This window comes from Kordia antarctica (assembly GCF_009901525.1).
Classification (GTDB): domain Bacteria; phylum Bacteroidota; class Bacteroidia; order Flavobacteriales; family Flavobacteriaceae; genus Kordia; species Kordia antarctica.
This window is the reverse complement of record NZ_CP019288.1, coordinates 3,972,220-3,986,099: the sequence shown is the minus strand read 5'-3', so window position 1 is coordinate 3,986,099 and position 13,880 is coordinate 3,972,220. Positions and strand designations below refer to the sequence as shown.

Below are 13,880 nucleotides of genomic sequence, written 5' to 3'. Positions count from 1 at the left end.
AAATGGTATTTCTTTAACAATTTAAACTACTGCTGGATTTTTCCAATTTTGTGGTAGTAATTCTTCTAATTTATTGGCTTTATGCTCAGGTAATCTTTTAAAGACATCATGTAGCCACAGATACGGATTTACATCATTGATTTTACAAGTAGCAAAGAAAGAATACATGATAGCTGCATGTTGTGCAGCCTTGTGAGATCCCGCGAAGAGATAATTTTTGCGCCCGAGTGCCAGTGGTCTAATTGCATTTTCTATTAGGTTGTTATCAATCAGATACTTTCCATCTTGTGTGTAAGCGCTTAGCTTATCCCACAAGTTTAAACTATACGCAAAAGCCTTTCCAATAGCGCTTTTAGGCAATACTTTACTGTACTCTTGTTGCATCCAAGTATGAAGCTTTTCTAAAATAGGCTTCGCACATAACTCTCTATAGCGTTTTATGGTCTGTGTATTTGTAGTACGCTCTTTTATTTTTCGCTCTATGGCATATAGTTTTTGGATTTGCCCCATAGCATGGCTGGCTCTTGCGTTATCATTATCAAGTGCTTTTTCAAAATAGCGCCTGGCATGTGCCATGCAAGCCAAGAGCTTTATCGGATGTTTGGTACTTAGATTTTGGTATGCTCTATATCCATCAGTTTGCAATGTTCCGCTAAACTGTTGTAAAAAATCTTTTGGAACTTTTGCTGACCTGCTAGGATCGTACTTAAATAATACTAATCGTTCCACTGGTGCATGGAATACCCAATGATATCCTGTATGCAAGCTTCCGTTTTTATGATTGTCTTGAACTTTGATCGGCGACTCGTCCCCTTGGAGGTACTGACTTTGTAATACTACTTTTTGTAGGACTTCATATAATACCTCCAATTGTGTTACTCCTTTAGAAAACCAACCTGTCATTGATGACATTGCTACAACAACGTCTTCTCTTTTTAAAATTTGTATCTGACGATAAAAAGGAAGATGATCCACGAACTTGCTGACACAAATATGGGCTAATAATCCAGCTCCAACATTGGATTTTGGCAAGATCATGCTAGGAAGTGAAGCAATAACGATTCCTGCATCATTTGGTAATGCATATTTTGGACGAATAATTTTACGAACATAGACCCTAGAAGGCGTATACTCCAATACTTCTGTAATTTCTTCACCTATTTTAATACTACCTTGAGCAATATGCACAGGTTCTACTATTTCTTCAACTCTTGGTAAATGCGAAGCTAATGGTAAACGAATAGGATGCTTTTTTGTTTTTGACCGATTGTAACTAATCTGCTGTTGTACTACCGCTGTCTGCTCAGAAGTTTCTTCTGTAAATAGTCCTAATTGAAGTGCATCTGTGTTAGGAACAAATCGTTCGCTTTTACTACCAAAAATAAGGCGTTTTAACTCAGATAACTGTAATTCTAAATTTTGATAGTTAGAGAGTAACTGTTCATATTCTGATTTAGGAATCTGAACATAATCTTGATCGATAACCACTGTAGATAAGGATGTTTTCACATGTTAAAAATACAAATACTCCTTAGAAAAAACAATGTTTTACAACAATTTATGCAGGTATTTGATATCGCTTTTTTCTACGAATATGAGAGATTGAAATACCATCGATAAGTAACACCAATTGCGAATAACTAAGAGTAATACCCATCACAGAAGCATCATATACAGGCAACTCAAAGCGACCAGATTCCAAGCGTTTATAATACAACACAAAACCACCATCTTCCCAATGTAATATTTTTACTTTATCACGTGATTTGTTGATAAATATATATGCAGTTCCATCCAGAGCAGAGCCGTTGAGTTCTTTTTGGATAATACCTGCTAGACCATCAAAACTCTTACGCATATCGGTGGGGTGACTATATAAATGATAACGGTGTGAAATTCCTAGTCCAAACATGATATAAGTTGAGTTAATGAGCAAAGAGTCTTTTGATTTAATAAACAGGTATCTAAATGTAGACGAACACCGTTTGGATATTCAATTTTAATTGATGAATCAGAAGTAGTCATGGGCATATCAACTTCAATAGGAATAAATTTACTCCAAGATGGTTCTTCTCTAGGATGAATTTCCGCTTGATCTAATTTCTTTTCAAGATGATAGTGTTTCAGCCAATATTTTAAAGTAGCCAGCTTGATATCTTCACGCTCACAAAAATATTTCTGATCGATATCTTCTAAGTACATCATTTCTATCAAGGCAAACATACGCTCTTGTTTCTTGGAGTTTTTCATCTGACTAAAATAATCCACTCAAAGATTCTCTGCAATATGCAGTTTACCGAAGGCTTACAAACTTTTAAAAAAATTATTAATCAACTGACAGACATCATAAATATTTCTGAAAAAAATTATAATAAAAAATTTATCTTAGATCAGATTTTTAAAAATAATTTATCTGCAATTTATAATGTTAATAATGGAATTATTTTAAAAACTATAGCTGCTGACTTTATTTTTTATGAAGACACATATTGGGATCTTTTCAGAGATCACTTCGAAAAAAATAATTGGGACATAAACATTGTGTTACCTTTTTTAAAAAATCACGAATTGTTTTTATTTGAATCAAATCATACTAGGCTAATAGTCGTTTTTTTAGATTTGTTTGAAAATAAAAAAAACTTTTCTAAAATAAGAACTGATCAAATTAAAGGTGAACTTTTAGAGTTTATCTCTCAAATTTTACTTATTCTTAAATGGGTTGAAAATATAGATCTCAAGCATAAAATCTTGAGTTTAATAGAGAAAATTTTGTTAGATAAGAAAGTATTAAAACTTTGTTATTATGAAGTACACGACTTGACTCCTGTATTTTATTTATTGACCTATATCCTTTTCTATTTTTACAATCCTGTTTTGAAAGAGTTTTTAATAGAAATTAATATTTATGAGAAAATAAATAAAGAAGTTGGAGCAAAAACTATAATTCTTGATAATTTAATTGAATTTACTAAAAACAAGTATTATGGTATTGAAATGAAAGAAGTTAATAAATTCAAACCTGTTTTAGGGGATTTATTTTATAAAGAACTAATAGACTTAATCAATCAAAGACTTATAAACAAAGAAGAATTTAACCCAGAAAAATTTGATAATCTTCTACAAGAAAATAAAGAACTCCATAAAAATTTAGGTCAGTGATTCATTTTAGAAGTTTACAGCACTGCTTTTTTCTTAATTTATCGATATAAAATTTATCTCATCGGAATAGTTTTTTTTGAATTCAGGGGAGCAAAGAATAGTTACTTCAAAATGCTTTAGTATTTATAGAGAAGGCGGCAAATTTTACCCTTAAAAGTTCATTAAGGAATTCATATATGTAAATTAAATGAATGATTTTACGAACAAAAAACACCTTAGAAATAATATTACGTGTGTGTCTTTATTATTCAAACTTTGCATCAATTACGGAAAGCCGTAAAGATTATTAAAACAGAAGCCTGTTATTGTTTATATATAAAACAAACATCATGAGAAAGAAAAAAGGAGATCACCAAGCAGAAATTAAGAATCCTAATAAGGGAACGGACGGTACAAATAAAACCCATGACAAAAATCAAGGAAAATAGAGAAAAACAGTTAAACCCAAATCAAAAGCCTAAATAATAGTTCAATTTATAGATTTTAGTAAACAAAGAATTGTTTTACCTATGTTTTACCCAAATAAAAAAGCCGAAGTATAAAACTTCGGCTTTTCGTTGCTGTACTCGAGATGGGAATCGAACCCACACTCCCGAAAGAACTGGATTTTGAATCCAGCGCGTCTACCAATTCCGCCACTCGAGCTATTTAAGGAGTGCAAATTTAGAAAATATTTTCAATTCTCGGTTAAAAAAAGAAATAAAAGCTTTTAGAGTTGTAATAAATTTCTAAATTTGCACCTCATTTAGCGCAACATAACAATTAAGTAACTACTAAACAGAATATTAAATGAACTATACTGTCCCCGAACCAAAGATTTTCGCCTGTACGCAGAGTGAAGAGCTTGCAGAAAAGATTGCAAAACACTACGGAACAGATTTAGGAAAAGTAACATTCTCAACATATAGTGATGGTGAATTCCAACCTTCCTTTGAAGAGTCGGTTCGTGGCGCAAGAGTATTTATCATAGGATCTACGTTTCCAAACTCAGATCATCTAATGCAAATGCTTCTCATGCTTGATGCTGCCAAAAGAGCCTCAGCGCGTCATATTACAGCAGTACTTCCTTACTTCGGTTGGGCAAGACAAGATCGTAAAGACAAACCAAGAGTTCCAATAGGCGCAAAACTAATAGCCAAAATGCTAGAAGTAGCAGGAGCAACACGCATCATTACGATGGATTTACATGCGGATCAAATTCAAGGTTTCTTTGAAAAACCAGTAGATCACTTATTTGCTTCTACCGTGTTTTTACCTTACCTAAGAAAACTGAACTTAGATAATCTAATGATTGCTTCTCCAGACATGGGAGGATCTAAAAGAGCATATGCATATTCTAAATTTTTAGAATGCGACGTTGTTATCTGTTACAAACAACGAAAAAAAGCCAACGTAATTTCACACATGGAACTCATTGGTGATGTAACAGGAAAAAATGTAGTCTTAGTGGATGATATGGTAGACACTGCTGGAACATTAACAAAGGCCGCAGAAGTAATGATGGAAAAAGGTGCTTTATCTGTACGTGCAATATGTACACACCCAATTCTATCAGGACAAGCGTATGAACGAATAGAAAACTCACCATTAGAAGAGTTAATCGTAACCGATTCTATTCCTTTACGCCAAAAATCAAGCAAGATAAAAGTAGTAAGTTGTGCGCATTTATTTGCAGATGTGATGCAAAGAGTACAAAACAACACTTCTATCAGCTCAAAATTTTTAATGTAATTAAATATTAATATAAATTAAAAGAATGAAATCAATTACAATTAACGGATCTCAAAGAGAAAGCGTGGGCAAAGTATCAACAAAAGCCTTACGTAATGCTGGAAAGGTTCCTTGCGTATTATACGGAGGAGACAAACCATTACACTTTTCAGCAGAAGAATTATCATTTTCTAAATTAGTGTATACTCCAAATGCGCACACAGTTGTGATTGCATTAGAAGACGGTACAACACACAATGCAATTTTGCAAGACCTTCAATTTCACCCAGTAAGTGACAAAATTTTACACGTAGATTTTTATCGTTCATTTGAAGATAAAGAACTTACAATGAGTATTCCTGTTACTATCAAAGGAAAATCTCCAGGTGTTATGAATGGTGGAGCTTTACGTTTAAACAAGCGTAAACTTAGAATTAAAGCATTACCAAAAAATTTACCTGACTTTATTGAAGCAGACATTTCTGAATTAAAAATTGGAGATAAATTGTATGTAACTGCTTTTGCAAATGAAAACTACAAATTATTACATACGGATAACACCGTAGTTTGTCAAGTAAGAATCTCGCGTGCTGCAATGAAAGCTGCGCAAGATGCTGTAAAAGAAGAAAAAGTTGCCGCTGGTACTACTCCTGCTACTCCTGCAGCAGAATAAAAATAATTGATCTTCTGATCTATAAAAAGCATTCCACATCGGAATGCTTTTTTATTTTCAGTGAAACTCCATTTTGAGAAAATTGCAAGTTGCACGAATCCTACTGAAATTTCAAACTTATGTCAATTTTTACGACTCAGACTTGCCATAAGAATTAATAGGTTCTATTTTTACATAAAATTTTACAAAAAAGAATGTTTCAATTTTTAAAAAAATTATGGAGTTCATCTCCCGAAAAAATAGCACGAAACATAGAAGAAACAGATCCTATGAAAAAATTTCTCATTGTAGGTTTAGGAAACATTGGAAGTGAATATGAAAACACGCGACATAATATCGGCTTCAAAATACTAGACTTTTTTGCCAAAAAAGAAGCTGTCAAGTTTCAAACAGACAAACTAGGTGATGTAGCTACGTACAAATTCAAAGGAAGAACATTTATGCTGTTAAAACCTAGCACGTATATGAATCTTAGCGGAAAAGCAATTCGCTATTGGATGACGAAAGAAAAAATTCCAATCGATAATATATTAATTATTACGGACGATCTAAATCTTGAATTTGGAACCATTCGTGTAAAAATGAAAGGAAGCGATGGCGGACACAATGGCTTAAAAAGTACGCAAGAACAACTCATGACCACAAAATATCCAAGATTCCGATTTGGAATTAGTTCCGAATTTGGCAAAGGAAGACAAGTAAATTATGTGTTAGGCGAATGGAATACCGAAGAAAATGACAAGCTTTCTGAACGACTTGAAAAAAGTGCCGAACTCATAAAATCATTTGGAACCGCAGGAATTTCAAATACTATGAACAACTTTAACGGAAAATAAATAGCTTTGTAAAAAACCAACGAACAGTGAATACCATAGATTTTTTTGACACATACAAAGCCGAAAATCCATCCGCAATAACCATCGGAACCTTTGATGGTGTTCATCTTGGACATAAAAAGATAATAGAAAACCTCATCGAAAAAGCAGACGGTTTGTCTACAACTTTGTTGACATTTTTTCCGCATCCGCGAATGGTTTTGCAACAAGATTCAACCATAAAACTCATCAATACCATCGATGAACGCATCCAACTCTTAGAAACTACCAAACTAGATACGTTGATTATTTATCCTTTCAACAAAGAATTTTCACGTCTAAAAGCGCGTGATTTTGTTCGCGATTTACTAATAGAACAACTAAATCTAAAAAAAATAATCATTGGCTACGATCATCGTTTTGGAAGAAACAGAACAGCAAACATAAATGATTTACGTGAATTTGGTGCAGCGTTCGATTTTAAAGTAGAAGAAATTAAAGCCAAAGAAATTGACGATGTCGCTATCAGTTCTACAAAAATTAGAAAAGCACTCAACGAAGGCTATATTACTACTGCAAACAAATATCTTGGATACGAATTTATGATGACTGGAACTGTCGTTTCTGGAAAAGGATTAGGCAAAAAAATCAACTTTCCAACAGCAAACATTCACATCAAAGAAACCTACAAACTCATTCCGAAACAAGGTGTATACTTTGTAAAAAGTATCATTGATACTGTTACCGTTTTTGGAATGATGAATATTGGCACGAATCCTACGGTTGCAGGAAAAAAACAAACGATAGAAGTACACTTTTTTGACTTCGATCAAGATTTATATGATAAAAAAATACAAGTGCATTTAATAAAACGCCTGCGCGAAGAACAAAAATTTAATTCGGTAGAAAAACTACAAGAACAATTACAAAAAGACAAAGTCGCTTCGTTAGACTTAATTCAAAATTACAATGCTTAACAAATTTCTTTTTAAACAAGTAGACAATACATCGCTCGTGCTGTTTCGAGTGTTTTTTGGCTTACTAATTTGTTTAGAAGGATTTGGTGCCATTCTCACAGGTTGGGTAAAACGTACGTTTATCGATCCTGATTTCACATTTACATTTATCGGTTTTGAATGGTTGCAACCACTTCCAGGAAACGGCATGTATTTCTACTTTGCTCTCATGGGAATTTGTGGTTTTTTCGTCATGATTGGCTACAAATATCGTTGGAACATGGGAATTTTTACAATCATGTGGACATGCGCTTATTTGATGCAAAAAACGTCGTATAACAATCACTATTACTTATTAATATTGTTGTGCATTTTTATGTGGATAGTTCCTGCGCATCATTACCTTTCGGTAGATGCGAAACGAAATCCGGCAATCAAAAAAAATTACATACCCAATTGGTGTCTGTGGATTTTTATTCTACAATTATTTATTGTGTATACATATGCTTCTGTTGCGAAAATGTATCCAGATTGGATTTCGGGAGAAGTTCCTAAAAACTTAATCGGCGGAAGAAGAAACTTGCCAATTGTTGGCGAATTTCTACAACAAAACTGGATTTACTATGTATTGACGTACGTCGGAATTGCGTTTGATTTATTGATAATTCCGCTGTTGCTTTGGAAACGTACACGCGTATTTATCTTTTGCTGCGCGGTTGTTTTTCACTTATTCAACTCGTTTATATTACACATCGGAATCTTTCCGTATCTGTCATTAGCGTTGTGTATTTTCTTTTTTGAACCAGAAACCATTCGAAACATCTTCCTAAAGAAAAAAGAAATCTATACAGGAAATGAAGTCATTTTGTCTCCGTACAGAAACATCATAATTCCAATATTCGCGCTGTATTTTATCTCACAAATTCTTTTACCATTGCGTCATTGGACATTTCAAGATGATGTTTTATGGACAGAAGAAGGACATCGACTCAGTTGGCGCATGATGTTACGCTCAAAAACAGGATATGTACAACTCAGAATTGTCGATAAAAATTCGGGCGTCACTACGTATGTAAATCCAGCAAGCTATACAACGCCAAAACAATCGCAAAGAATTGCTGTAAAACCTGATATGTTGTGGCAATTTGTACAATTTGTTGAAGAAGAATTTGCCAAAGAAGGCAAAGAAGTACGTATTTATGCAGAAGGTCGCGCCAAAGTGAACAATCATTCGTATCAACAACTTTTTGATCCGACAGTAGATTTAGCCGCTGAAGAATGGTCACACTTCTCACATCACACTTGGATTTTGCCTTTTAAAAGTAAATACCAGCATCTAAAATCGACTTCAAAAAAATAATTTTCAGTCCGCTTTCGCGAAAGGTCAAAAATAATACGACAGTTATCTTAATTTGATTATTTTTGCATCTTCAATAATCAGTGCGTTAAGGATTGAGGCATTTGTTGAAGCTCTTTTGTAAAATGGATTCCTGCCTTCGCAGGAATGACAGTTTGCAAAAAGCGACTGCCGAAAGCCTGACCGTAGGGAACGCCAAAAATAGAAAAACATGTTACAATTACAATTTATTAGAGACAATAAAGCCCAAATTATTGAGGCTTTGAAGAAACGGAATTTTGATGCTACTGAAGTTGTAAACGAAGTAGTTTTGCTAGACGAAACGCGCAGAAGTTTGCAAGTTGAGTTGGACAATATTTTAGCTTCCTCTAATAAATTAGCCAAAGAAATTGGGCAATTGTTTAAAAGTGGTCAGCCGAAAAAAGCAGCAATTTTACGCGAAAAAGGAACACAACTCAAAGCAAAATCAGAAGTTTTAAAAACTGATTTAAAGGAAAAAGAAGATGCCCTTTCAGAACTTTTATATACAATTCCAAATGTGCCAAATGCGTTAGTTCCTAGCGGAAATAGCGAAGATGATAATGAAGAAATATTTCGCGCTGGCGACATTCCAACATTGCATGCAGAAGCGCAACCGCATTGGGAATTGGCAAAAAAATACGACATTATTGATTTTGAACTTGGAAATAAAATTACTGGCGCAGGATTTCCTGTGTATAAAGGAAAAGGTGCGCGTTTGCAACGTGCGTTGATTCAATATTTCTTGGATAAAAACGTCGATGCAGGTTATACAGAATATCAAGTTCCGCATTTGGTAAACGAAGCTTCTGCTCTGGCAACTGGGCAATTGCCAGATAAAGAAGGGCAAATGTATCATGCAACGGAAGACGATTTATATTTAATTCCAACAGCGGAAGTTCCGGTGACGAATATGTTTCGTGGCGATTTGCTAAAAGCAGAAGATTTACCAATTTGTTGCACAGCCTACACACCATGTTTTCGACGCGAAGCTGGAAGTTATGGCGCGCATGTTCGTGGATTGAATCGTTTGCATCAGTTTGACAAAGTGGAAATTGTTCGTATTGAATGTCCTGAAAATTCATATACAGCTTTTGACGGAATGGAAGCACATATTAAAGGAATTTTGGATGAATTGAAACTTCCATATAGAATTTTACGTTTGTGCGGTGGCGATTTAGGATTTACAGCGGCATTGACGCATGATTTTGAATTGTTTTCTACAGCGCAAGATCGTTGGTTGGAAATTAGTTCGGTTTCTAACTTTGAGACATTTCAGGCAAATCGTTTAAAATTAAGAATTAAAGACAAAGACGGAAATAAGCAATTGGCGCATACATTAAACGGAAGTTCATTAGCATTGCCAAGAGTTTTAGCGGGAATTTTAGAAAATTACCAAACAGAAAACGGTATTGAAATTCCAGAAGTTTTACGCAGATATACAGGTTTTGATATGATCTCTTAGTTCGTGTTCAAGGTTCAAGGTTCAAGGTTCAAGGTTCAAGGTTCAAGGTTCAAGGTTCAAGGTTCAAATTAAAAAAATAAAGCATTGACAATCTATTTTGTTGGTGTTTTTTGTTTTTAATGAAACTCATATACATATATTTAATACCAAATTAAAGTGCAAAATGCTAAACGTAACTTCGAGTTATTTTTTTGAATGAAATGAAGAAAATTTGTGTCGAGAAGCAGTTTTAAATTCCTAAGTAGATCTCGATACAAAATTTCTTTGAAATTTTACTCGATCTGACGTTTAACGCAATCGACAATAAAAAATTCAAATAGGTTTCATTATAGATCTAACAGCAAAGCGGTCTCAATTCTAATAGCGTTAGCGGTCTATTATCTACTAACATTATCATTTAATTAACACACTTTATTGTTATCTTTGAGCAAAAGCTACACTATGCGTTACATTTTATTTTTAATCATCAGCTTGGCAATGTACGGAACTACATTTGCACAAACAGATGCTTTGGCGCAACAATATTACGAAAAAGGAGAATACAAAAAAGCAATAGTTGCTTTTGAAAAACTCTATAAAAATTCGCCACGAAAAGTAAATTACTTTATTGCAATGATAGCTAGTTATCAGCAATTGGAAGATTTTGAAACTCCTCAGAAATTATTATTGGAAGCGATTGAAGTGCCAAAATCAAATCCTATTTTATTGGTGGAAACTGGTTTTAATTACGAATTAAAAAAAGATTCCGTCAACGCAAAAAAATACTATGAAAAGGCAGTTGCTTTTACAAAAGAAAAAGCTTCCGCTTCCTATATAATTGGACGTTCATTTGAAAAGAAATCGTTGTTAGATTATGCATTAAATGTATATCAACATGCAATGATTGAAAATCCTAACTATAACTTTTTAAACAATATTGCTAGAATTTACGGCGAAAAAGGAGAGATTGAAAAAATGTTTTCTAGCTATTTAGATCTTATAAAAGACAGAGTTGAACAAAAAGGATATGCGCAACGAATAATCAGTCAGTTTTTACGAAACGATCCAGAAGAGAAAAACAATACGCTGTTCCGAAAATTATTGCTCAAAAGAAATCAAGAAGAACCAAATTTGTTGTGGAATGAACTCTTAAGTTGGTTATTCATTCAACAAAAGCAATACAAAAGAGCTTTTATTCAAGAAAAAGCAATTTACATGAATGGCGACGCTTCTTTGCAACGCATTTTTGACTTGGCAAGCATGAGTATTGAAGATGGTGAAAAAGAAACGGCGCGTGAAATTTTGACGTATATTATTGAAAACTCGAATCAAGATTCTACAAAAATTCGCGCATCTCAAAACTTAATTCAATTAGATATTGAAGCGATTACAGATGGAAATTACGATGAAATTCAAGCACGATTTGATGCATTATTCGCGAATTACGAACGCAATTACCGAACCGTTTTATTACAACGCGATTATGCCAATTTTTTAGCTTTTCAGAAAAATAATTCGGAAAATGCAATCACATATCTCAAAGAAACATTAGAGCAAAAACTAACAATACGTCAGCAAGCAGTTGTGAAATTAGCATTGGGCGATATTTTGGTGTATAAAGAACAATTTAACCAAGCATTAATTTACTTTTCGCAAGTGCAAAAAGCCTTAAAAAATGATGTCATTGGTCAGGAAGCGCGTTTTCGTGTAGCGCGTACAAGTTATTATAAAGGTGATTTTGAATGGGCAGAAACGCAACTGAAAGTATTGAAATCGTCTGTTTCTCAATTAATTGCGAATGACGCTTTAAGGTTAAAATTAATTATTTCTGATAATTCTTTAGAAGATTCTACACAAACGGCATTAAAAAAATATGCAAAAGCAGATTTGTTAGCGTATCAATTTAAAGAAACTGAAGCGATTGAAACCTTAGAAGATATTCTGCAAAATCACAAAGGAGAAAAAATTGAAGATGAAGCTTTATTGATGCAAGCAAAATTGTATGAAAAGCGGGCAGAATTTGACAAAGCACGCCTCAATTACAAGAAAATCATCGAATTCTACAAAGAAGATATTTTAGTCGATGATGCCTATTTTGCAATGGCACAATTATATCTAAATCACTTTGACGATCCTGAAAAAGCCAAACAATTCTTTGAGGAAATCATTTTCAATCATCAAGACAGTATTCATTACGTAGAAGCGCAAAAAGCGTATCGGAAATTGCGTGGTGATAACTTAAATTAATACCAATTCTATATAAAAAAATAGGGTTAGTTACAGAAATTGATGTCATAGATACATTTATAGAATACTTTAATGAAACGTAATTTAACAATCATATTTTTTGTCCTAATTTACAACATATGTAACTCTCAACATTCCGAACGGTTTTTAGAATTTGTCAAGGACTTAAAAGAAATCGGTTGTAAAACTGATACAACTTATTATAAAAACGGAAATATTCGGTGGATTGAGTCTTGGATAACTTATGAATATAATTCCGAGGAATACTCAACTGGTTCTGGAAGACAGGTTCAATACTACAAAAATGGTCAACTAGCTAATGAAAGTTACTTGGATAAATACGGAAATATACTGTCATGGAAAGGGTTTGATCGAAATGGAAACAAAACTATAGAATCTGTAACAACAGAAATCGATTCGGATGCTGAAAGTCTAACTGAGCTTTTTAACTCTACAACGGATACTAAATTCAAAAGATACAACCGACTTTACAAATGTTTAAGAAAATCGGGGAATTGTTATCTACATAAAGAAGGTGAAAGAGTTAACGGAAAGAAAAAAGGGGTTTGGACAACTTATTATGATAACGGAAAAATTAAAAAAAAGAAAGAATATTAAAAAAATTGAGCGATTAAATTTACTTCAAACTCAAACAAATTAGAAGAATTAAACTATTCTTCAATAATGTGTAATTCAGCATAAAAGCGTAATTTTGCACTCTATTTAGAAAGCACTTACATGTACATTTATAACGTTACTATTAACATTGACGAGAGTATTCATGAAGAATTTTCAACATGGATCAAAGCGCACATTCCGCAAGTATTAGCCACAGGGAAATTTACGGAAGCACGACTTGTGCAAGTATTAGTTGAAGAAGAAATGGGCGGAACAACATATGCTGTTCAATACACTGCAAAATCAAAAGAACATTTAGAAGCGTATTATACAGAAGACGCTGCAAAATTGCGCGAAGAAGGCATGAAAAAATTTGCTGATAAAATGCTTGGTTTCCGCACGGAATTAAGAGTTATTGAAGATTTTAAAGCGTAAAAAATAATGAAACAGAAAAAATACTATTCGCAAGCTTTATATTTTATGAAAGCAATTTTAGTCATTATTGTGATTGGAGTTACCTTTTTCATAATCACACAATTCTCTGACAAAATAGCACAAGAAATCAGCATTAAACTGCGTAAAAACATGGTCATCATTGAATATGTAGTTAATGGTATTTTTGGATTAATTGCTTTAGCTTCAATAGCATTGATTCTTCTCAGAGGGAAACCAGCAGTAACTTTAAGTCACACAACATTACGAACCAATCGTTTCAAAAAAGATTTTGCGCAGCTAAAATCATATCATCCTGGTAAAGGTGGAAGCGAACCGTATGTAATCTCTCATGAAGGAAAACAATACGACCTTGAACTTTCGTGGTTTTCTAAGAAAGATCAAAAAGAAATAGAAGCATTTATCAAAGAACGCGTTGCAACGATATAAT

General features: G+C 33.4%; 14 protein-coding genes and 1 tRNA gene. 11 read left to right on the top strand and 4 right to left on the bottom strand.

All coding sequences use genetic code 11. The features are described from left to right. Positions 1-21: 21 nt before the first annotated feature. The 3 genes from tnpC to tnpA are packed head-to-tail and all read right to left on the bottom strand — an operon-like array spanning position 22 to position 2,250. Positions 22-1,509, bottom strand: coding sequence for an IS66 family transposase (tnpC, locus tag IMCC3317_RS16575; RefSeq protein WP_228054778.1), 1,488 nt, complete (start codon positions 1,507-1,509; stop codon positions 22-24). A gap of 49 nt (positions 1,510-1,558) precedes the next feature. Then, positions 1,559-1,912, bottom strand: coding sequence for an IS66 family insertion sequence element accessory protein TnpB (tnpB, locus tag IMCC3317_RS16570; protein ID WP_228054780.1), 354 nt, complete (start codon positions 1,910-1,912; stop codon positions 1,559-1,561). Then, positions 1,900-2,250 (bottom strand): IS66 family insertion sequence element accessory protein TnpA, encoded by a 351-nt coding sequence (tnpA, locus tag IMCC3317_RS16565; protein ID WP_160128709.1) that lies wholly within the window; start codon positions 2,248-2,250, stop codon positions 1,900-1,902. The genes tnpB and tnpA overlap by 13 nt, the downstream gene beginning before the upstream one ends. A 36-nt stretch (positions 2,251-2,286) precedes the next feature. On the opposite strand from tnpA, the gene IMCC3317_RS16560 reads away from it, so the two are divergent. Then, a complete protein-coding gene (locus IMCC3317_RS16560) occupies positions 2,287-3,159 on the top strand; it encodes a hypothetical protein (RefSeq protein ID WP_160130600.1) in 873 nt (290 codons plus the stop codon). 563 nt (positions 3,160-3,722) lie between these two features. Here the strand turns inward: IMCC3317_RS16560 and IMCC3317_RS16555 are convergent. Continuing rightward, positions 3,723-3,804, bottom strand: a tRNA-Leu gene (locus tag IMCC3317_RS16555). A gap of 144 nt (positions 3,805-3,948) precedes the next feature. Between IMCC3317_RS16555 and IMCC3317_RS16550 the strand changes: the two genes are divergently transcribed. The 10 genes from IMCC3317_RS16550 to IMCC3317_RS16505 all read left to right on the top strand — a co-directional run bounded on the left by IMCC3317_RS16550 (position 3,949) and on the right by IMCC3317_RS16505 (position 13,879). Beyond that, positions 3,949-4,890, top strand: a complete 942-nt coding sequence (locus IMCC3317_RS16550) for a ribose-phosphate pyrophosphokinase (RefSeq protein WP_160130599.1) — start codon at positions 3,949-3,951, stop codon at positions 4,888-4,890. Positions 4,891-4,915: 25 nt separating this feature from the next. After that, positions 4,916-5,542 carry a 50S ribosomal protein L25/general stress protein Ctc gene (locus IMCC3317_RS16545; protein WP_160130598.1) on the top strand — a complete coding sequence of 209 codons (627 nt, stop codon included), beginning with the start codon at positions 4,916-4,918 and terminating at the stop codon, positions 5,540-5,542. Between the two features lie 194 nt (positions 5,543-5,736). Next, complete coding sequence (gene pth / locus IMCC3317_RS16540; RefSeq protein WP_160130597.1) at positions 5,737-6,378, top strand: aminoacyl-tRNA hydrolase; 642 nt, start codon at positions 5,737-5,739, stop codon at positions 6,376-6,378. 26 nt (positions 6,379-6,404) lie between these two features. Beyond that, positions 6,405-7,334: a bifunctional riboflavin kinase/FAD synthetase gene (locus IMCC3317_RS16535; RefSeq protein ID WP_160130596.1), complete on the top strand. Its 930-nt coding sequence runs from the start codon at positions 6,405-6,407 to the stop codon at positions 7,332-7,334. Beyond that, positions 7,327-8,673 (top strand): HTTM domain-containing protein, encoded by a 1,347-nt coding sequence (locus tag IMCC3317_RS16530; RefSeq protein ID WP_160130595.1) that lies wholly within the window; start codon positions 7,327-7,329, stop codon positions 8,671-8,673. The genes IMCC3317_RS16535 and IMCC3317_RS16530 overlap by 8 nt, the downstream gene beginning before the upstream one ends. A 208-nt stretch (positions 8,674-8,881) precedes the next feature. Further along, positions 8,882-10,153, top strand: a complete 1,272-nt coding sequence (gene serS, locus IMCC3317_RS16525; RefSeq protein ID WP_160130594.1) for a serine--tRNA ligase — start codon at positions 8,882-8,884, stop codon at positions 10,151-10,153. A 441-nt stretch (positions 10,154-10,594) separates the two neighbouring features. Then, positions 10,595-12,379: a tetratricopeptide repeat protein gene (locus IMCC3317_RS16520; RefSeq protein WP_170293857.1), complete on the top strand. Its 1,785-nt coding sequence runs from the start codon at positions 10,595-10,597 to the stop codon at positions 12,377-12,379. 72 nt (positions 12,380-12,451) lie between these two features. Beyond that, the gene (locus IMCC3317_RS16515; protein ID WP_160130592.1) at positions 12,452-12,997 is read left to right on the top strand and encodes a hypothetical protein; all 546 of its coding nucleotides are present in this window, start codon (positions 12,452-12,454) and stop codon (positions 12,995-12,997) included. Between the two features lie 120 nt (positions 12,998-13,117). After that, positions 13,118-13,432 carry a DUF4286 family protein gene (locus IMCC3317_RS16510; protein WP_160130591.1) on the top strand — a complete coding sequence of 105 codons (315 nt, stop codon included), beginning with the start codon at positions 13,118-13,120 and terminating at the stop codon, positions 13,430-13,432. A gap of 6 nt (positions 13,433-13,438) precedes the next feature. Further along, positions 13,439-13,879 carry a hypothetical protein gene (locus IMCC3317_RS16505; protein ID WP_160130590.1) on the top strand — a complete coding sequence of 147 codons (441 nt, stop codon included), beginning with the start codon at positions 13,439-13,441 and terminating at the stop codon, positions 13,877-13,879. Position 13,880: the final 1 nt, after the last annotated feature.